This window comes from Paucilactobacillus oligofermentans DSM 15707 = LMG 22743, assembly GCF_001434315.1.
Lineage (GTDB): Bacteria > Bacillota > Bacilli > Lactobacillales > Lactobacillaceae > Paucilactobacillus > Paucilactobacillus oligofermentans.
The window spans coordinates 140107-161629 of record NZ_AZFE01000030.1; the positions used below are offsets into that span (position 1 = coordinate 140107).

The following is a 21523-nucleotide window of genomic DNA, read 5'->3' on the forward strand; positions in this document are numbered from 1 at the left end:
AGAATCAATTTAATTTAACGTTAATAATCATTAATATAATTGACGTAGTGAAGATTATTAATTACCATATAAAGAATAAATAAATTATTTACGAGGTGTAACTTGCTTACTCAACTTCTATCTAGATGGCGTGAAATCAATTGGAAAATGTTAGTTGTTTCCACCGTAATTCAGTTAGCTATCTGGTTCTATATTCCCATTCAATACACAAAAAATATATCAACCGCTACCTTTGAGTTCAATTTATGGATAGTTGGTGCTTATGCAGCCATGATTGCAATTTCATCATTTCTGATATTCAGTTCAAATTTCAAATCACCCTTTGCAATGATCTCAATTTTAGCTAGTTTTATTCTCGCTTTCTCCGGAATTATTAAAGGAAATCTCACACTACTCTTGCTCTTGCTATTATTACCAATTTTCCTATTAATTGTTCAAATTGGCTATGCCCAATTAAAAAATGAATACGGTCTAATTATTTATAGCTTACTGGTTACGATTAGTGTCCCAGCAACAATTGCCTTTATGTCGGCCCACTTTTTATCATGGACCTTCATTAAAACTTTAATTCCGTTATTTTGGTTATCAATGCTGTTTCTCACGCCAGTATTTATTGAAAAAAGTAGTCGCTTGTTTTCGATTACTAATACAATCAGTGCCGTTATTTTTATTATTTTGATGTTAACTCAATCGGTTTCAATCCAAACTATCATCGCAATCATAATAGCAATTATCGGTTGGTTTGGAATGCATAACTTCCCCAACATGAAGCATAAATACGTTTCATACAGCTTATTAGAACTAATCATTATCTTACTAATTTATTAAACAACCTTAGACTAATCTAAGGTTGTTTTTTATACTCTGGCATCAACCATACCAATCGCTAACATAAACGAATAAATCGTCACCGGACCAACTAACCGGAAACCATCTTGATGCATTTGATTAGCAATTATCATTGATCGTCGCGTTTTTGATGGTAATTTTTCATTTTTATTAACCAAAATTTTGCTCGCTTTATAGTCAACAAAACCCCAAAGATAATTATTAAAGGTTAATCCATTGGCTTTCATCGCCATAATAATTTGTGCATTATTAATCGTCGCTTCCAATTTCAATTTATTTCGAATTATTGCCGGATTAATCAACATTAATTCAATATGGGTTGCTGTCATTCTTGCTACTTTATCAATTTGATAATCACTAAAATAATGACGAAAGCCTTCACGTTTATTTAAAACTACTTGTCGGTTTAATCCAATTTGATAAGATTGCATACAAAGCATTTCAAATAGCTTTTGATCATCATGCTCTTCAAAACCCCATTCATTATCATAATAATTTTTCAATAACATTGTTTGTTCAGCCCACTCAGGTCTATTAACCACTATAACTGCCTCCTTTAGTTCGATAGATTTAGCTACGTTAAAAAGGAGGTAATTCATTTAAATGAGTTTAATTATTTAGTTGTATAATACAATTAAATTTCAAATAAAAAAGCCGATTTTCATCGACTTTCCTTATCTTAAGCATGTTGTTTATCTTTATTCTTTTTTACAAAATAGAGCAAGAAGAACCAGACAACTGATAGTATCAGTGCAATCAATGTTTCCTGTTTAAAGCAAAGTATCACGGACACTGCTGCCAAGAATACAAGAATTAAGTAGTCACTAATTGGCGCAAATGGTGTCTTAAATTCAGATTCTTGTCCCTTTTTAGTTTTCTTAAACTTCAAATGAGTTAAAATTATTATTCCCCAAATGAAGATAAAACAGGTTGTCGCAACCGTTGAAACTAAAGTAAACACCTGACTAGGAATTAAATAATTCAATGCAACCGAAATTGCAATAATAATACATGATACATATAATGCATTGGCTGGTACATGGTGCTTAGATAATTTACTAATTTTACGAATTTTTTTATTTTTTGATGAAGCAGTTAATTCAGCTAACATTCGTCCAGTTGTGTACAACGAGCTATTGCAAGCTGAAGCAGCAGCCGTAATCACAACAAAATTAATCACACTGGCCGCTGCAGTAATCCCAATATCTTTAAAGACCATTACAAACGGACTTTGAGATGCCTGAAGTTGATTCCAAGGATAAATACACATAATAATAAATAGTGCACCCACATAAAAGATAATAATTCTAATTGGAATATCATTAATTGCTTTAGGTAATACCTTCTTGGGATCTTGAGTTTCTGCAGCTGTCATTCCAACCATTTCAATTCCGATAAAACTAAAAATTACCATTTGAAACGATAGTAAAAAGCCTTTCATCCCCGTCGGGAAAAACCCACCGTGACTAACTAGATTAGTCACCGTTACATGCCCAGAAGGAGTTTTAAAGCTCACCATAATCATCACGATCCCAGCGACAATTAACCCAATAATCGCAACAATTTTGATTAATGAGAACCAAAATTCAACTTCTCCAAATGCACCAACTGTAATTAAATTAACTCCTAATAGGATAATTAAAAATACTAGTCCTGGAACCCATTGTGGTACTCCAGGTAGCCACAGTTGAACGTAGATTCCAATCGCTGTCATTTCAGCCATCGCAATTGTTACCCAACAAATCCAGTACGTCCAGCCAGTAATAAAAGCTGCTGTTTCCCCTAAATAATCACGCACAGCTTCAACAAATGAATGATAACCTAGATTAGAAAGCAATAATTCACCTAATGCCCTCATTAACAAAAAACATACCATTCCAGTTAAAATATATGCTAGGATAATTGATGGTCCCGCTAATCTAATTGATTGACCTGATCCTAAGAATAATCCCGTACCAATTGTGCCACCAATGGCAATCAATTGAACATGTCGGTTCTTTAAATTACGCGCTAGTTCTGTGGTCTCTTGTGTTTCCATTTGATCACTCACTTCTCTCATCTTAATTGTTAATTGACTTGCGCATACGAACATCAATTAAATTCATATTAAAATTATAGCTAAAAATTGCCATAAATTCCAATTATTTAGTTATAAATCATTTTTCATAAGTCAGGAGAACCCCTACCAATGCTCAAATGGATGCCCTTTATTTTTATTTTTTTAATTTTAATAATCTTTCTAATTTATATTGTTTTTAAACACCATGACTCCTTATTCCCAAAAATTACTCTAATTTGTGCCTGGATTTATGCATTATTTATTTGCCGCATTTGCTTTTCACCAATCTCATTTGGTTTTACCTCACCAAATGAAATTCATTACTTTTTATTTGATGGCATTATTTTTAACTTAGTCCCGTTTCAATCGCTAGATACTGCATTTTGGATGAATATTTTAATGACCGTTCCGGCGGGGATTTTTTATCAATTAATTATTCAACCAACCAAATTAAAAAACATGATTCTACTTGGTATTACAACCGGACTTTTCCTAGAATGCACGCAGATGATAATTAACTTTATTGTTCATCTAGGCCGTTGGGTTGAAGTTGACGACTTAATTACCAATGCCTGTGGGGTTTGGATTGGCATGTTACTTGTCTACCTTCTCTTAAAATCACCATTTAAAAAAATTGTAACTACTTTTCAGATAAACAAGTAATTTGTATCATACAAAAAGCGGTCATACCAACATTTAATTGGTATGACCGCTTTTGCTTTATTTAAAATCAATCTCTTCATACATGCTGCATAACCAGCATTTCAGCTAATTTAGGTCTTAAAATTTTCCCAGTATTATTTTTAGGGAATTCATTAATTCTAAAGACCTGCGTTGGACATTCAAACGTCGCTAAATTTTCCTTGGCATATGCAATAACTTGATTTGAAAATGTTTCTTCGTCTATTTCTGAACTACTAACAATCACAGCAGTAACTTGTTCGCCATATAAATCATCGGGTAAACCAATGACAGCTACTTCATTAACCGCCTCTAATCGTGTCAGTACGCTTTCAACTTTTGCCGGTGCTACTTTTTCACCACCACGATTAATCATTTCTTTTTGGCGACCTTTAACGAACAAGTAACCATCATCATCTACATAACCTAAATCACCCGTTTTAAACCAACCATCTTCAAATGAATCTGGTTGCGATTCAAGATAATCATTAATCACATGATCACCTCGAAGCCAAATTTCACCAATTTCAGTTGCATTTTTTTGTAACTGTCCATTAACATTAATTGCTAGCTCAGTTCCAAATGGCTTACCCGCTGATCCTATCTTAGGAGCATTAAACGGATTAATAGTTGATTGACTTGTTGTTTCTGTCATTCCATAGCCTTCTAAAATTTGAGTATTAAATTGTTTCTCAAATGATAATAGTTGGTGTTCCGGTAAAGAAAATGAAGAGGAACGCAAAAATCTTAATGCTACTTTATCTTGGCGTTCTTCATACACTACTTTAGCTTTCTCATTCATTAATAATATTGAAACAATTGTTGGCACTACCGATACCCAGGTAACTTGATTATCTGTTACTTGATTCCAAAATTTACTGGCACTAAATTTTGATGTAGTCATTATTCGGCCACCGGCATATCGCATGGAAAGGCATGACATCACCTGGGCATTAATATGAAACATTGGCATAATTACCATCGTTGTATCTAATTTAGTTAATTCATGGCTCAGATAATCATGGATGGCCGCATTATTTAATAAGCGATGTGTCAGACCCACCCGTTTTGGTTTACCGGTTGTCCCAGAAGTATTTAAGATCATTGCAAGATCATCTTCATGTGGCGTAACCACTACTAAATGTTTTCGTGACAACATCTTGGTACTTACAAATAAATTCATTTTGAGCATTGTATTTAATTCTAAATTGTCTTTAATAAAATTATTTATTTGTTCCAATGATGATACAAAACTATCTTTCATAATTAAACATGCATAGTCTTGTTCAGCAAGTTCTGCTTTAAGCTGTGCAATGGGGGTTGTAAAAGCAATTGGATGTACTACAATTCCTAACTCCCAGGCAGCCTGCATAATTGTTAAGTATGCAACTGAATTATCTAAACAAACTAGAATTTGGTCTCCACGTTGGACTTTAGCTGTCATTAAAAATGAAGCAATTTGTTTCACATCTTGTCCAAATTGATCACCTGTAAACCACTGATCAAGTTCATCATCCCTAAATAAACGTCTACTTCCTTGATCCACTAATTGGCTTGTTAATACCTCAGTTAATTTTGTCATAATCATTACCTCTTTCCTAATTGCATTTCCTTACCAACGAGTGGTTTTCGTTTACTATGAATTGTTCAGATCAGTAATTCAAACCATCAATTTACTTAATAAGTTAAACTTTTAATCCCTAACATTTTTGCTAACGATGACAGTTCTGCCGCATAATTGCCATATACAAGTGCAAAGTGAGATTCATATCCATTTTCAACAAAGTCATCAATTAAGTTTTCTACTGGCGCTTTCATTTGGACCTTACCTGAGAAGCCATTAAATTGCGCTTTCGTATCCAAGACCTTACCGTTAGCAATAATTAATTGGTAGCCATCCAGATCATAATGAACTCTTAGCATTGTCACTTCACCTGGTTTTAAAACGGCCTGTGGACTAACTGGTACTTTCCGATTAGGATGAACACTCGCTTCAACACCATATTTGGGGTTTGCTAATGAATATGCCCCATAATCGTGCCAAGTGGTCACCGTATTATCTTCCGGATCCATATTTGAAAAATCACCTAAGAATGTTGCCGCTTGAGTTGTAGTCATTTGTTGCAAGATATACATTGATAACGCACCGTGGATATCACATTCCATTGCCGTTGGTAACTTTTGATCACTTAATTGTGACCAAGCAGCTCCTGGTGCACTATGATATGTATCAAAAAAATCAGGCCAACAACGAGATGCTAAGGCACCAAGATTATCTTTTTCACTATACTGTTTCATCAAAGCTGCAAATCTGACGAATTTATACGTTTCTGGTGCATTTAAATCTAAATTATTAAAGTTAGCTTTGGCATACTCTAACTCATCATGAAATTCTGGCTCCGATAAGTGATCAGCTAATTCAAAGGCCTGATCAATTTGATAGTGAACCAAATTAGTTCCAAAAGTTTGTTTTAAATGCTTGGCATTTGAATCTGAGAAAAAGAATCCAGGCGGAAAGGTTCCCACCACACCGATATTTAAATTAGCAATATCTTGTTTAGTACTAGCTGCTTTAATAAAATCATTGATTTTTAATTCAACATTTTTTTCTGTAACGTTACCATAAATATGTTCATATTGATGCTTTTGACTGTTTAAATAATTACCTGAACTCATAATGCCGGTTAATGAATTTAATCGTAACCAGCCACCAACACTTGGTTCTCTGGGTGCTAACAATAAGATCGGCAATAATGGATAATACTCATGTACTAATTTAATAAATTCGGCATCCGTGAAGGTTAAATTTTGAAAGATAATCCCAGCAAATGTTTCACCACTAATCTCGCTTAAGTATTGAGCCAATTCCTCTGGGGTTCCTAACGCAGTGGTTGGTGAAATAAGTGATACTTTTTTTAATTGTTGTAGTGTATCCGCCATTACTTGATCAGCTGCATTGGCATCGAATTTACGACGAACGACTGGTAAATATAAAATTGAATTCATTATATCCAACCCCTTTCTATTTGTTATTGACAGTTGCAATTTTATTAATCATATAATTATCACCGCGAAGGCCAATTCGTGCCCCTTTATCAACCATGCGTTGATTATCAGCATGTGTTAATAACCATTTATTTTTTTGAAAAACAATTGAATCTGCTTCGGGATCATCAAGCGATCCATTAGTCCCTGCGGTTAAAATAACTAGGCAGCGAAATCCATCACTATCAATCGCACATGGTGCAAAATGCAATGTTGATGCATAAACTTCAATTGCCGTTCCTTTAGGAACAAAAAATGCTTGCGATTCGTCAGTTTCAACCCACATTTTATGAATCACACTTCGATGGGTTAGAAATAATACTAAATCAGTACCAGCTAAATTAAGTTCTGAGCAATTATGAAATTCGAAGGCATTTAAATGATCACTATGACCATTACAATATCCAATTTCAATTTTTTGTTCGCCATAAAAATCACGTTCGATTTCTGTTCGTTGCTCCGCTAACCAACTTTTTTCTTCACGAATATAAACATTATTCACACTCGGAATTTCCGTTTTGGCCAGCAAATTACTCAATACCCTTTGCTGTGGTAATTCCACCACACGACCGAAATCTTCAAACTCTTCATCAAATACCGAGCGGACATCAAGTTCTGGATTAGCTCGTCGAACTTCTTCTAAACTAGCCATTAAATCACCTGCTCAGTCTTTGTGTTATCCCATGCATCTTGAAAAGTTTTTAAGCCAAAATCAGTATATGGATTTTCAAAACTTGCTTCGAAAACTGATAAACCACAAGTTACAATGTCTGCACCCATAAGTGCCGCCTCTTGAATCTGTTTAGCAGTTCTAACAGCTGCCACAATAATTTCCGTATCAAAATGATACATTTTATAAATATCAACTACTTGTTTAACGGACGCTAAGCCTTCATCCCCAAAATCCTCTTTCCAGCCGACAAATGGCGAAACATACTTAGCCCCAATTTTACCGGGCATAATGGATTGTGCTGCTGAAAATACTAAAGTCATATTCGTTTTAATTCCGCGAAGTTCAAGTTGGCGAGCAGCAATTATTCCTTGCTTATTAGTCGGGATTTTAATCACAAAATTATTTGAAAATGAGCTAACCTCTTCGGCCATCTGAATCATTTCATCAGCTGTTTGTAAGTGTGGGTTAATTTCTACTGAAACGGGAAATTCAGGCTTATCTGAAACATAAACTGCAATATCACGGATAGCACGATTGAATGACTTACCACTATTCATAATATGTTTCGGATTTGTCGTCACACCATCAAATCCATATTGTTCATATGCAATTTCAATTTCATCTAATTTTGCGCTATCTAAAAAATATTTCATATTATTCACCTAATCTTTCAATTTCTAGTTAACTTAGTTTTTATTTATCGCTGCGGTTGCCATCACGGCACCGGTACTCTTTTTCGCAAGTAACTCGCCCATAATGTTTTTATAGCGTTTTTCAGTTAATGGATATAATTTCCACATTACAACGATGGTCACAAGTGCCAATGTGGCTGAATAAAAGAACATTAGTTCACGAATTCCCATTAAGGCAGTTGCTGTTTGGGCTTGATTTGGTACATATCCAACTAAGGCTAATACCACACCTGGAATGAATCCGGCCAATGCTTGTGATAATTTACGGAAATAAGTAAAGAATGAATATACGAGACCTTCTGAACGAATCCCAGTTTTCCATTCACCATATTCAACACAGTCAGAGACTAATGCCCAATTTAATGCGCTGGTAAATCCATTTCCTAAATAAGCCACGCTTGTTAATAGAACTAACATGAACGTATTACTTGCTAGGAAGAATCCTAAAATATCACCGATGGCCCAAATAGCACATCCCAACATATAAACAATTTTCTTATCAAATTTCCTCGTTAAAAATGGGGTTAAAAAGACTGAGACGAATACCATTCCAATACTGAAGAAACCTAATAATGATTCCGCCGTTAAATCTTTGATCACGTATTGGCAATAATAAACTTGTACCGCCAACTTGAGATTAAATGCTGAAAAGGTAAATAAATTAACGATACTAACTGTAATTAACGGCTTATTTTTAAAAAGTGCTTTATACGATTCTTTAATTTCTTCTTTTGAAAATTTAGGTTTTGGCGCTGATTGATAAACTTCCTTAGTATTAGCATATGCAAACCACTGACATAAAACGCCCGCAATTGCGAAAATCACTACGGCAACGGTATAACCAACTTTTTCATTGGGTAATGCTGTGACAATCGGCATAAATGCAATTGTTGCCATCATTAAACCAAAGTTTGAGCCTGCTTGCCGATATGAAGCTAATTCTGAACGTTCCTGACTATTCTTCGTCATTGCGGTAATCATTGAACCAAACGGTACATTTGAAATACTATAAACGGTTCCAAAAAGCATATATGCTACATAGGCCCATACCAGTTTACCGGTAACCGAAAAGTCCGGCATGGTAAAATTAGCAATTAACAATAATGCTAGTGGAATTGCCGCCCACAACATAAATGGTCTAAATTTACCACGCTTACCAATATTAGTTCGATTATCAATCCACGTTCCAACACTGATATCCATGAAGGCATCCCAGATTTTAGCTACCAGAAATATGGTTCCAGCAACGGCACTGTTTAAACCTAACTGATCAGTAAAATATTTAAGTAAATACAATTGACCCATATCAAACAGGAAGTTATTACCCACATCCCCAATCATATAGCCAATTTTGTTACGAAATTTTAAGGTTTTCGGTGCTTCGTCTAAATCAGTTTGTATCGAGCTCATTTCTTGTCTTTGCATTTTTCCTCACCTCTCAAAAAATCATTATTTCGTTTTAAAATACTATCTAACCCAAAGCAATCATTTTTTGATTAGCAAATTCAAATAATGCTAATTCACTCATTTCCCGACCAAAACCAGAATTTTTTACACCACCAAATGGTAATTCTGGATAGCCGTTGGATGGTTGATTAATGAATACTTGACCAGTTTCAAGTTGGTTGGCTACTGATTTAGCTTCTGCAATTGATTGTGAATATACCGCACCAGCAAGACCATATTGGGACTGATTAGCAAGTTTGATTGCTTCCTCATTACTTTTAACGACATAAACTTGGCCGACCGGTCCAAAAAATTCTTGATCAAACATTGGATTACTTCGTTGAATGTTGGTTAATAATACTGGTTTAAAAAAGTTACCATCTTGATTTAAGATACCGCCATCGACTAATACTTCGGCTCCATTCTCAATTGCGGTATCAACTTGCCATTGCAGCATATCGGCTCCTTTTTGCGAAGCTAATGGCGCTAACGTAGTTTCCTCATCATTTGGGTCACCAATCACTCGCGAATTAAATTCATTAATCATACCGTCAATAAATTCTTCCGCAATTGCTTCATGGATAATAAATCGTTTGGCCGATGTACATACTTGACCAGCATTGCGTAATCGAGAAATCGCGCCATCTTTAACTGCTTGTTGCACATCTGCATCTTCCAAGACAATAAAGGCATCATTACCACCCAATTCTAAGGTTACTTTGGTCAGTGATTGACCAGCTTCACTTGCAACTGAACGACCAGCACCGGTTGAGCCAGTTAAAGCAACTCCTTGGATCCGTTGATCCTTAATTAATTCTGCAACTTGATCATTCGTTAAAAACATATTTTGAATGGCTGCTGGATCAACATTGGCATTAATTACCGTTTGTTCAAATTTCAACGCACAGCCGGCAACAATTGATGCATATTTCAAAACGACTGGATTACCTAATAAAAAGTTAGGTGCAAAGACCCGCATAACCTGTGTATATGGGAAATTCCATGGTTCAATTGCAACTACAATTCCCGTTGATTCATACTGAATTTCAGCATGTTTTTCACCAGCATAGGTATAAGGCTTAGATTCTAATGCGTGTGGCCCATTTTTGGCATAGTATTCTGCAATCTTGGCTGCTGCTTCAACTTCGGCTAAACTTTCTGAAATTAACTTACCCATATTATTAGTTGCCGTTTGTGCCAGCTGCAGTGCATTAGCTCGAAAACTTGCGGCAATTTCCATTAATTGTTGTGCACGATATTTTACCGATACTTGTCGTTGACGTCGATAATATTTATCTCCTTCGACTAATGCATTATGTAGATCTTCTTCGTTATTCAATGAAAATACCATCTCTTGCATTCCAGTTGTTGGATTAATCACTTTATTACTCATAAGCTTGCCCTCCGTCTATCGATTTTCATAATTAATATAAACTGTTGTTGCGACTACTGCTGTGATAACAACACTTGCTAACGCGATAATCTTATTTTTATGCTTTTTCATTTCATTACCTCCACTAAATCTAAAGAACAAAATCGATTACTTTATTCAATAACCGGTACTTTACTCGCAAATTTGGAATATTTGCGGTGTTAAATTTGAAGAAAAGTGGTGAATTTCACCTAATAAAATGAATATTTATTGAAAAGTATGAATTTTTAACTAACACTTATTTGACTGCTTACGTTTAAATACTTTCATATCAAGCTTTGATATTATTTAACTGCACAAAAAAGCACCAGTACCGATAAATAATCGGCGCTAGTGCTGAATCATATTAGTTATTTAATTTAATGAGCTGTCGAAGCAATACATTCTAAGTTACCTGTCATCGTCCATTCATCAGCTTCATTCGTCAACATGAAGTGTTGTCCCTTTATTAAGGAATATGATTGTCCACCCACTGTTAAGGTCCCTTCACCATCTAACACCGAAACTAATGTATATGGGTATTCTTTAGCAAATTGAACGGTACCATGAATATCATAATGATAGACATTAAAGTATTTTGAAATGGGATCAGATACCAACGTTGTTAAAACTGAATCACCAATTTTTAGAACACTAGGTTCTTGTTGGACTGTCTTAGCTGGAATCGTTGTGACGTTAAACGAATCCTCTAAGTGTAATTCCCGTTTTTGACCAGTCTTTTGATCAACCCGATCAAAATCATATAGTCGATAAGTAGTATCACTACTTTGTTGCGTTTCAAGAACCATCACGCCCTTAGTCAAGGCGTGGACTGTGCCACTAGGAACAAAGAAAAAATCACCTTTTTTAACTGGGACTTTATTTAATAAATTATCCCAATCACCAGCAGCTACCATTTTTTCAAATTCTGCACGGGTTTGAGCATGATGACCAAAAATCAAATATGAACCAGGGTCTGCATCAATAACATACCAGCATTCCGTTTTACCGAGATCGTTAGCATGTTCCTTTGCGTACACATCGTCTGGATGAACTTGTACTGATAACGAGGCTTCCGCATCGAGTATTTTAACTAGTAACGGAAATCTCTCAAGTTTACTATGACCAAAAAGTTCCTGATTAGTCTGCCATAAAGATGCTAGTGTTTGACCCGCAAAAGTGCCATTTTCAACTTCTGTCGTCCCATGACTATGACCTGAAATTGCCCAACACTCACCAATATCACCGGCTGGTAAGTCATATCCAAAGCTAGTTAACTTTTTCCCACCCCAAATTTTTTCTTTAAATACTGGCTTGAAAAATAATACTTCATCCATCTCTCTACCGCCCTCAATTTCTGTCTTAAAAAACAAGTCTTCTATGTAAGCCCTTCCTAAAAGTTACCATTTTACTTTTCGAAAGTCAAAACATGTTTAACCAGGCCTAAAATTAGTAGAAATAAAGAATCCATTCACCGCTAAAGATTGAATGGATTCTTTTCAGTCATATTCTGTTGTAGGTTAGATCCAAAATATTGCTGTTCGACGATTTTTCGTGCGGTAACTGCCTCTTGAAAAGTTGCAAAACTTTTCAAAAGAACATATCGACCTTTAACCATCATTCTGGCTTGCCAACTATCAGTATCCACTAAATAAGTTACTCCTGTAACACCACTATGGTTACGTTTACTTAAAGATATACTTGAAACTGGAACTCCATCAGCCGTCCATAGATTATTTTTATTACCAATGTTAATTGCTGTTTTCTTGTTTGTTTTAATGGCTTGGCTAGATGTCTCACTTCGTAAACAACCACAACTTCTGGTTGTTCCATGTCGCAATCCATATGATTCGACAATGGTTGTATTACCACAACAGCATTGGCATAACCATAATGCATTTCCGTTTTTGGCCCGACCATGTCGTTCAATTGCTACCAGTCGACCAAATTTTTGTCCCGTTATATCGATTGTCATTACAAACACCACCATTAAATTTTATCTCAATTTTCAAAAGAAAAAAGAGCACCAGAATATTCCGATACTCTCATAAACATAGTCAAAGCTTAACTAGCGATTTACATATAAGCTTTTTATTATAATACGATATCAAAGTATGTTTTTTAGTATACATCAATATAGTTGCAAATGGAACGCATTTTTAAAATAAATCGCTTTTTATAAGACGCTAACTTGATCTTTGTTTCATTTTAAAAAAATTAAATTTATTGATAATATTTAAATAAATAGTTTATCGATTGAACAATTTATTAACTGTTTTAACGACATTTTCAGTTGTAAATCCATATCTTTTGACAATATCATCCCCATTACCACTGAGACCAAATGTATCAATCCCCATTGAGATACCATCAAGACCAACGTAACGTCCCCAAGCTTGGGTACTTCCCATTTCAATTGAAATCCGAGCTCGAACTTTGGTTGGAAGCACAGACTCCTGATATTCTTTACTTTGTTGACTAAACAATTTAATGCTTGGCATTGAAACAACAGATACATCTTTTCCTTGTTCAATTAGTTTTGCTTGTGCACTTATTGCTAGCTGTACTTCTGATCCACTAGCCATAATAATTGCTTCTGGTTGATCGCCTTGTTGAGCTGACACAACGTATCCACCTTTTGATAATCCTTCAGTTTGTTCTCTTGCTCCCTTAAGGGCTGGTAATCCTTGACGAGATAAGATTAAAACTGTTGGATGATCAGTAGCAGTGACTGCCCGTTCCCACGCATACTTGACTTCATTCGCATCAGCTGGTCGTATCACTTCAACGTTGGGAATTGCTTGTAAGCTGGCAACTTGTTCAACTGGTTCATGAGTTGGTCCATCTTCACCCACTGCAATTGAATCATGCGTAAAGACATAAATCACTGGCAATTTTTGTAATGCGGATAAACGAATAGCTGAACGCATATAGTCAGAAAAAGCTAGGAATGTACTTCCATATACCCGTGTACCACCATGTAACGCAATTCCATTTAAGACCGTTGCTTCTCCAAATTCTCGAACCCCAAACCAAAGATTACGTCCACCAGGATTTTCTTGACTAAACCGATCCGAATCACCAATTTCAGTTTTATTAGAAGCAAAGAGATCCGCTGATCCACCCCATAAAACATCTAAATTTTCAGCCATTGATTGTAGCACTTCAGAGCCAGAAACTCGTGAAGCTTTTTTGTCATTATCTTCATATTCTGGAAGAAAACTAAAATCAGTATCAATTTCGCCATTAAAATCTTTAACGAATTGTGCAGCTAATTCTGGATATTTCACTTGATAAGCTGCAAACATTTCATGCCAAGCATCATCATGATTGGCGCCGCGCTTACCTATTTTGCTATTAAATTGACTGTAAACTTCTGTTGGTACTGTAAATGCCGGCTCATTCCAATCATAAAACTGATGTAATTCTTCTAGTTGATCCGCTTTAAATGGTGCTCCATGAACTTTATTGGTTCCAGCTAATGGTGAACCATGACCAATGATAGTTTTAACTTCAATGATCGTTGGTTTACCGGTCTGTGCTTTGGCAGCTGCAATCATTGTATTAATTTCATCTAAATCATTACCATCTTCTACTCGTAAATAGTTCCAGTTATAGGCTTCAAATCGACCTTTAATATTTTCATTAAATGAATTTGATAGCGGTCCATCTAATGAAATATCATTTGAATCATAAAACATAATCAACTTATCTAAGCCATAATGACCGGCCATACTAGCAGCTTCATGTGAAATACCTTCCATCATTTCACCATCACTACAAATTGCGTAAGTATAATGATCCATAACTGGAAAGCCTTTTCGATTAAATTTAGCTGCCAAATGTCTTTCGGCCATTGCCATTCCGACTGACATTCCAATTCCTTGTCCAAGTGGTCCAGTCGTAGCTTCAACGCCATCAGTCAAGCCATATTCTGGATGTCCTGGTGTTTTACTATCTAGTTGACGGAACTGCTTGAGCTCACCCAATGATAATTCATATCCGGATAAGTGCAATAGGCTATATAACAATGCTGATCCGTGTCCTGGTGAAAGAACAAACCGATCACGATTAACCCATTGGCTATCTTTAGGATTAACATTTAAAAAGTTTTGCCATAGTACATAAGCCATTGGTGCGACCCCTAATGGTAAACCGGGGTGACCTGAATTAGCTGCTTGAACTTGGTCGACACTGAGCATTCTTAGCGTTTTTACGCTTAATTGATCTGTATTATTAAACATCATGAAGCCTCCAAAAATATTAATTAATTTATTTGTTGAACATGTAACACATCATACCAGTGTAGATTGGTACATTCAAGTGAAACTTGATATTACTGAATAAAATTAACTATATTTTAAATTGGTATACATAGTGCTTTCTTAAAGTAAGCATTATCATATCAACCTTTTCACAATTGTTTTCATAAAAAATAGCATTGTTTGGTTCGACATTAAACCCATAATATTATATTTATTTATCAGTAATAAAACAAAAAAATTGACGATATAATCATCATCAATTTTTGGTATTTCATATCATTTTATAATTTATCGTTTAATAATTTTTGAACCATTTCAGGATCTTTCTTACCTGGATTTAATTCAACTAGTTCACCAGAAGCATTATAAACGATCCATTCAGAAAGGTTAACAATATGGTCTCCCATTCGTTCAAGCAAACGCACAACCATCATGTAGCCAGAATTAGCGACTACTGTTTCTGAATCTTGTTGCATGGCGGCGGTAATGTTATTACGAATTAAAATATATTGTTTGTCAGCTTCTAAATCGCGTAATGCTACCTTACGAGCCATTTTTTCATCATTACGAACATAGGCATCTAGGGCTTCTTCCAACATTTCACGAATCAACTTGGTCATCTCGTCAATCGCTTTTTCAATTTCATTCACACGAGGATTCCCTTTAACTCGAATCGTCTCACGTGCAATATTAACTGAATAGTCACCCATTCGTTCCAAATCAGTACTAGCCTTTAAAATACTGATAATTGCTCTAAAATCACTGGCGACTGGTTGTTGTAGTGCAATCAATTTTAATGCTCGTTCTTCAAGACTAACTTCTTCTTTATTAGTCGTGATATCATCTTCGATTACTTTATTCGCTGCTTTTAAATCATGATCAATAAACGATTTGGTTGAGGCATAAATTTGTTCACTAACGTTAATTCCCATTTCCATAAAACGTCCACGCAATTTCTTTAATTCATCCGCAAATAATTCATGCATATAAATTTCCTCCTATCCAAATTTACCATTAACATAATCATCAGTTTCTTTTTTGCTTGGGTTCATAAATAATTTTTCAGTTGTATCAAATTCAATTAAGTTACCTAGGTTGAAAAAGGCAGTTTTATCTGATAATCGAGTTGCCTGTTGCATATTATGCGTCACAATAATAATTGTATAATCCTTCTTCAAAGCTAACAATGTATCTTCAATTTGAGCACTAGAAATTGGATCTAAGGCACTGGTTGGTTCATCCATTAAAATCACTTCTGGTCGAACTGCCAACACCCGAGCAATACTAATCCGTTGCTGTTGTCCACCAGATAATGATAACGCGCTATCATTTAAGCGATCCTTAACTTCGTCCCACAAGGCTGCTTGGCGCAAACTTTCTTCCACTCGTTGATCGATAAATTCTTTTGCCACATGACCATTTAGTTTTAATCCATAGGCCACGTTTTCACGAATTGATAAGGGAAATGGAATTGGTTGTTGAAATACCATCCCCACTTTTCGTCGTAATTCCACAACATCCGTTTTTTCATCATACATATCTAGATCATTTAATTTAAATGAACCTGTAATTGTCACGCCATCGATTAAATCATTCATGCGATTCAGACAACGTAAGTATGTTGACTTGCCACAACCCGAGGGTCCAATTAAAGCGGTAATTTTATTTTTCTCAAAATCTAAGTTAATATCGTGCAATGCTTCAAATGATCCATATGATAATTTAACATTTTTCGTTGTGATAATCGGTTGCATATTCTCACTCCTAACCAAAATTTCCAGAGATATAATCTTCCGTCATTTTCACATGCGGTGTTTGAAAAACATCTTGAGTCCGGTTAAACTCAATCACTCTTCCTTGATGAAAGAAAGCTGTATAATCACTAACTCGTGAAGCTTGTTGCATATTATGCGTCACAATAATGATGGTATAATCTTTTCTCAGCTTACGCATTGTTGCTTCCACTTTTTCGGTAGAAATTGGATCTAAAGCACTGGCTGGTTCATCCATTAATAAAATATCAGGTCGTAATGATAATGACCGAGCAATACATAATCGTTGCTGTTGCCCACCAGACAACTCCAACGCACTCTTATCTAAATCATCCTTAACTTCATCCCATAAAGCCGCTTCTTTTAAACTAGTCTCAATTCGTTCTTCCAAAACACGTGAATCAGTAATGCCATTTTTCTTTAAGGCAAATGTAATATTATTTCGAATCGATTTAGCAAATGGATTAGGTCGTTGAAATACCATCCCAATTTGTTTCCGAACTTCATATTCATTAATCTTGGGTTGATTAATATCAACGGAACGATATATGATTTGACCATTAACGGTCACACTCTTATCATGCATCCGGTTGAGACTACGTAAATAAGTTGATTTACCAGAACCAGATGCCCCAATGATAGCCGTGATTTTATGCCGTGGAAATTCTAAACTGGAATCAAAAACTGCTTGATTATCCCCATAAATTACTTCTAAATTTTTAGTTTCAATCGCTAACTCTAAATTGGTTGGTGCTATGAATGTATCCATGTCATCCCTCCGCTATTTACTTGAAGTTAACTTGTTATAAAGCCGATTACCCAACATCCGTGCACTGATATTAAAAATCAAAATAACAATGATTAGGACCGCTGCCGTTCCATTTGAAACCGCATCAATATCAGGGACAATCCCTTCTGCATTAACTTTCCAAATATGGACTGCTAACGTTTCAGCTGGTCGTAATGGATTTAAAAAGCTATTGGGATCAAAGGCATTCCAGTTACCATAATTTAAAACTGGTGCACTTTGACCAGCTGTATAAATCAAGGCAGCCGCTTCACCAAATACTCGCCCAGCACTTAAAATTACCCCCGTTAAGATTCCTGGGACCGCAGCTGGTAAAATAATTCCCGTTGTTGTCTTCCAACTAGATAATCCCAATGCAATTCCGGCCTCACGTTGTAAGTTAGGCACGGCTGATAACGACGTTTCAATATTTCTCGTTAACAATGGTAAGTTAAAAAATGTTAAGGCGATGGCACCTGCAAGAATTGAAAATCCCATTTGAAACTGGATAACAAACAATAGGTAACCAAACAATCCAACTACCACTGAAGGTAAAGAACTTAAAACTTCAATAGCGGTTCTCATCACACTTGTTACCCAATTGTCGGGTGCATATTCAGCGAGATAAATCCCAGCACCCAACGCAATTGGAAATGAAATGATTAACGTTAAAATCAATAAGTAAAGTGAGTTAAATAGTTGATCGCGAATCCCACCACCAGCGGCAAACGCTTTTGATGGCGTCGTTAGAAAGTGCCATGAAAGATGTGGTACCCCAGATACTAAGATGTATCCAATGAGGCCAAATAAAATTAATACCACAATTGCCACGAAAGTATAAATCAAACCAGTTGCAAGGTGATCACTTCGTTTTGCATTCATTATTTGATCCTCCCTTTACGTGCAATGAGTTTCACGACTAAGTTAAATACTAATGACATAATCAATAGTAATAAGGCCAATGACCATAAAGCATTATTTGGTAATGTTCCCATAATGGTATTACCAATTCCCATCGTCAATTGACTGGTTAACGTTGCCGATGGTGAGGTTAGATTTTGTGGTAACATTGCTGCATTTCCAATCACCATTTGGACTGCTAAAGCTTCACCAAAGGCGCGCGCCATTCCAAAGACCACGGCGGTTAAAATCCCTGGTGTTGCAGCTCGTAAAATCACCTTATATATCGTCTGCCAACGTGTCGCCCCTAAAGCTAATGAAGCTTGCCGATAATGCCGTGGTACTGCTTTTAAGCTATCCACGGTTAATGACGTAATGGTTGGCAATACCATGACAAACAAGACAATCGCTCCAGCTAAGATACCAAATCCAGTCCCACCATAAATTGTTCTGACTGCTGGAACTACGATTGCTAGCCCAATTAATCCATAAATTACTGATGGAATTCCCACCAATAATTCAATAATCACTTGTAAGAATTTTGCTCCACGTTTAGGTGCAAACTCAGTCATAAATAACGCAACTGCGATTGCAAATGGGGTCGCAATCAGCGCTGACAATAATGTAACTCCGAATGAAGTGACAATCATTGGTAAAGCCCCAATTAACTTTTTACCGGGATTCCAATCAGTTTTAAATAAAAAATCTGATATTTTCATCCCATTTTGGGTAAACATTGCTAGTCCATGAATCGTGATGAAAACGAGAATTGAAATTACTAGTACAGCAATTAAGCCAATACTCAAATAACTAATAAATTTTCCACGCTGGTCTTCATGCGTGGCTTTTGATGGTTTTAAAAGTCGATCTTTAATTTCGTCCATAGCAGCCTCCTATTTTGAAACATGATTATTTGCGTCTTTAGAAACTTTCATATCATGAATACTGATATATCCCAATTGCTTCACTAGCTTACTTTGCACTTCATGCGATTGAATATACTTAAGAAATTTATCAACCTCTGTTCCCGGATTCTTTCGGGTATACATATGCTCATAAGACCAAATCTTCCAAGCATTCGTCGTCACATTAGTAACATTTGGCTTAACTCCATCAATTGAGAGTGGTTGAATTTTATTATTTACATATGAAAATGATACATAACTTATTGCTCCCGGAGTGCTACCAACGATTTGTTGCACCGTTCCATTAGAATCTTGTTCCTGTGATTTAACTGCTGTTTTCTTTCCCAGTACCGATTGTTCAAATGTGATTCTGGTCCCACTACCTTGAGCTCGATTAATTACAATAATTTCTTCATTTTTGCCACCAACTGATTTCCAATTAGTGATCTTACCAGTAAAGATATCTTGTAATTGTTGCATCGTTAAATTTTTAACCCCAATTTTTGGATTGACTACGGGGACAATTCCGACGACTGCAACTTCATGATCAACCAACTTATCCGCATCAATGCCATCTGCTTGAGAAGCAAAGACATCTGAATTACCAATTAACACGGCGCCGGTTTGAACTTGACTTAATCCAGTTCCAGAACCTCCACCTTGAACCGTAATTGAAATATCTTGATTCTTTTCACTATATTCACTCGCCACTTGTTCTACCAATGGCTGTAGTGCTGTCGAGCCGACAATTGTCATCTTCTTACTCTGTGATTGCTTATTTCCGCATCCAGTGACAATTATCAACAACGTTAACAACGATAATGCAATTGTTATTGATCGTTTCATCGCCTAACCTCTTTCATATCCACTGTTTTCTATTTCAAAATTAGTATATTTTAACAGTGTAAATTTCATGTTTGCATCATGTAAAGAACTTGTAAATTTTTACATACAAGCTACAAACAATTAATTTAATGGCCTTTAGAGGTTAAACAAAAAGGCTCTAAGAATGTCTTTCATCCTCAGAGCCAATCAGTAAGTTTAACTATTTGATTTGATTGTTAGCGTCTTTAGATACTTTCATATCCTTAATTGCAATGTAACCAAGTTTTTTAACTAAAGTCTTTTGTACTTTGTCTGATTTAACATACTTCACAAACTTTTTAGTTGAAGCATCTGCATTTTTAGTTGTATACATATGTTCATATGACCAAATCTTCCATGCATTGGTTTTAACGTTAGCATCAGTTGGTTTGACGTTATCAATTGAAACTGCTTGAATCTTACTATTTACATATGAGAATGAAACATAACTAATCGCTCCGGAAGTACTAGAAACTAATTTTTGAACGGTTCCATTTGAATCTTGTTCTTGCGCTTTAATAGCTGATTTACCATCTAAAACGTTTTGTTCAAATGTAATACGAGTTCCACTACCTTTAGCTCGGTTAATGATCGTAATTTCTTCATCTTTACCACCAACTTGGTTCCAGTTAGTTATTTTACCAGTAAAGATATCTTGTAATTGTTGCATGGTTAAATTTTTTACGCCTGTATCTGGATTAACAACTGGTGTAATTCCAACTACAGCAACTTTATTATCAACAATTTTTTTAGTATTTACACCACTGACTTGAGAAGCAAAAACATCTGAATTTCCTACTGACACCGATCCGTTTGAAATCTGGCTAAGTCCGGTTCCTGATCCACCACCTTGTACTGTGATGGAAGTACCACTATTTTCATCTTGATAATTATTGGCGGCCTGTTCAACTAATGGCTGTAATGCGGTTGACCCAACAATTGTTAATTTACTCGAATCACTTGCACTTTTACTGGAACACCCTGCAATAAATACTCCTGCTAGTAATAATGAAGAAACCAAAATCAGAATTTTTTTCATGTTCTTAAACCCCTTTTTTATTTTTTGCTTTATCAGCATCCTTAGATTAACCGTCTAACGTAAATCTAAAATGTTATTTATGTAAAAGCCATGTAAATGAATAATGTAAATAAAGTGTAAATGTATCGACAATTA

General features: G+C 35.6%; 20 protein-coding genes. 2 read left to right on the forward strand and 18 right to left on the reverse strand.

Features of this window, described 5'->3' with window-relative positions; translation table 11 throughout:
* Positions 1 to 102 precede the first annotated feature (102 nt).
* Entirely contained in the window at positions 103 to 828 is a 726-nt protein-coding gene (locus FC70_RS03455) for a hypothetical protein (protein ID WP_057889618.1), read from the forward strand.
* Between the two features lie 29 nt (positions 829 to 857).
* On the opposite strand, the gene FC70_RS03460 is transcribed toward FC70_RS03455, so the two are convergent.
* Together FC70_RS03460 and FC70_RS03465 are read right to left on the reverse strand one after the other, a co-directional pair.
* On the reverse strand, positions 858 to 1391 hold the full coding sequence (locus FC70_RS03460; RefSeq protein ID WP_057889619.1) for a DNA-3-methyladenine glycosylase I: 534 nt from the start codon (positions 1389 to 1391) through the stop codon (positions 858 to 860).
* A gap of 137 nt (positions 1392 to 1528) precedes the next feature.
* Positions 1529 to 2887: an amino acid permease gene (locus tag FC70_RS03465; protein WP_057889650.1), complete on the reverse strand. Its 1359-nt coding sequence runs from the start codon at positions 2885 to 2887 to the stop codon at positions 1529 to 1531.
* A 162-nt stretch (positions 2888 to 3049) separates the two neighbouring features.
* Here FC70_RS03465 and FC70_RS03470 point away from each other — a divergent pair, with 162 nt between their 5' ends.
* Positions 3050 to 3571 carry a VanZ family protein gene (locus tag FC70_RS03470; RefSeq protein ID WP_235804072.1) on the forward strand — a complete coding sequence of 174 codons (522 nt, stop codon included), beginning with the start codon at positions 3050 to 3052 and terminating at the stop codon, positions 3569 to 3571.
* 76 nt (positions 3572 to 3647) lie between these two features.
* On the opposite strand, the gene FC70_RS03475 is transcribed toward FC70_RS03470, so the two are convergent.
* The 16 genes from FC70_RS03475 to FC70_RS03550 all read right to left on the reverse strand — a co-directional run bounded on the left by FC70_RS03475 (position 3648) and on the right by FC70_RS03550 (position 21388).
* The gene (locus tag FC70_RS03475; RefSeq protein ID WP_057889621.1) at positions 3648 to 5171 is read right to left on the reverse strand and encodes an AMP-binding protein; all 1524 of its coding nucleotides are present in this window, start codon (positions 5169 to 5171) and stop codon (positions 3648 to 3650) included.
* A gap of 95 nt (positions 5172 to 5266) precedes the next feature.
* Positions 5267 to 6595 carry a hypothetical protein gene (locus FC70_RS03480; RefSeq protein ID WP_057889622.1) on the reverse strand — a complete coding sequence of 443 codons (1329 nt, stop codon included), beginning with the start codon at positions 6593 to 6595 and terminating at the stop codon, positions 5267 to 5269.
* Positions 6596 to 6611: 16 nt separating this feature from the next.
* Positions 6612 to 7286, reverse strand: coding sequence for a DUF4867 family protein (locus tag FC70_RS03485; RefSeq protein WP_057889623.1), 675 nt, complete (start codon positions 7284 to 7286; stop codon positions 6612 to 6614).
* Positions 7286 to 7960, reverse strand: a complete 675-nt coding sequence (locus tag FC70_RS03490; RefSeq protein WP_057889624.1) for a transaldolase family protein — start codon at positions 7958 to 7960, stop codon at positions 7286 to 7288. The genes FC70_RS03485 and FC70_RS03490 overlap by 1 nt, the downstream gene beginning before the upstream one ends.
* A gap of 33 nt (positions 7961 to 7993) precedes the next feature.
* Positions 7994 to 9424 (reverse strand): glycoside-pentoside-hexuronide (GPH):cation symporter, encoded by a 1431-nt coding sequence (locus FC70_RS03495; RefSeq protein ID WP_057889625.1) that lies wholly within the window; start codon positions 9422 to 9424, stop codon positions 7994 to 7996.
* A 46-nt stretch (positions 9425 to 9470) separates the two neighbouring features.
* Positions 9471 to 10838, reverse strand: coding sequence for an aldehyde dehydrogenase family protein (locus tag FC70_RS03500; RefSeq protein WP_057889626.1), 1368 nt, complete (start codon positions 10836 to 10838; stop codon positions 9471 to 9473).
* Positions 10839 to 11236: 398 nt separating this feature from the next.
* Positions 11237 to 12193, reverse strand: a complete 957-nt coding sequence (manA, locus tag FC70_RS03505) for a mannose-6-phosphate isomerase, class I (protein ID WP_057889627.1) — start codon at positions 12191 to 12193, stop codon at positions 11237 to 11239.
* 140 nt (positions 12194 to 12333) lie between these two features.
* Positions 12334 to 12831, reverse strand: a complete 498-nt coding sequence (locus FC70_RS03510) for an AP2 domain-containing protein (RefSeq protein WP_057889628.1) — start codon at positions 12829 to 12831, stop codon at positions 12334 to 12336.
* 274 nt (positions 12832 to 13105) lie between these two features.
* A complete protein-coding gene (gene tkt / locus FC70_RS03515) occupies positions 13106 to 15100 on the reverse strand; it encodes a transketolase (RefSeq protein WP_057889629.1) in 1995 nt (664 codons plus the stop codon).
* 302 nt (positions 15101 to 15402) lie between these two features.
* Entirely contained in the window at positions 15403 to 16107 is a 705-nt protein-coding gene (gene phoU, locus FC70_RS03520) for a phosphate signaling complex protein PhoU (protein WP_057889630.1), read from the reverse strand.
* A gap of 12 nt (positions 16108 to 16119) precedes the next feature.
* On the reverse strand, positions 16120 to 16875 hold the full coding sequence (pstB, locus tag FC70_RS03525) for a phosphate ABC transporter ATP-binding protein PstB (RefSeq protein WP_057889631.1): 756 nt from the start codon (positions 16873 to 16875) through the stop codon (positions 16120 to 16122).
* A 10-nt stretch (positions 16876 to 16885) separates the two neighbouring features.
* Entirely contained in the window at positions 16886 to 17662 is a 777-nt protein-coding gene (pstB, locus tag FC70_RS03530) for a phosphate ABC transporter ATP-binding protein PstB (protein WP_057889632.1), read from the reverse strand.
* A 12-nt stretch (positions 17663 to 17674) separates the two neighbouring features.
* Positions 17675 to 18562, reverse strand: a complete 888-nt coding sequence (gene pstA / locus FC70_RS03535; RefSeq protein WP_057889633.1) for a phosphate ABC transporter permease PstA — start codon at positions 18560 to 18562, stop codon at positions 17675 to 17677.
* Positions 18562 to 19464 carry a phosphate ABC transporter permease subunit PstC gene (pstC, locus tag FC70_RS09230; protein WP_057889634.1) on the reverse strand — a complete coding sequence of 301 codons (903 nt, stop codon included), beginning with the start codon at positions 19462 to 19464 and terminating at the stop codon, positions 18562 to 18564. The genes pstA and pstC overlap by 1 nt, the downstream gene beginning before the upstream one ends.
* Positions 19465 to 19473: 9 nt before the next feature.
* Entirely contained in the window at positions 19474 to 20331 is an 858-nt protein-coding gene (locus FC70_RS09235; protein WP_057889635.1) for a phosphate ABC transporter substrate-binding protein PstS family protein, read from the reverse strand.
* A gap of 199 nt (positions 20332 to 20530) precedes the next feature.
* Positions 20531 to 21388: a phosphate ABC transporter substrate-binding protein gene (locus FC70_RS03550; RefSeq protein ID WP_057889636.1), complete on the reverse strand. Its 858-nt coding sequence runs from the start codon at positions 21386 to 21388 to the stop codon at positions 20531 to 20533.
* Between the last annotated feature and the right edge of the window lie 135 nt (positions 21389 to 21523).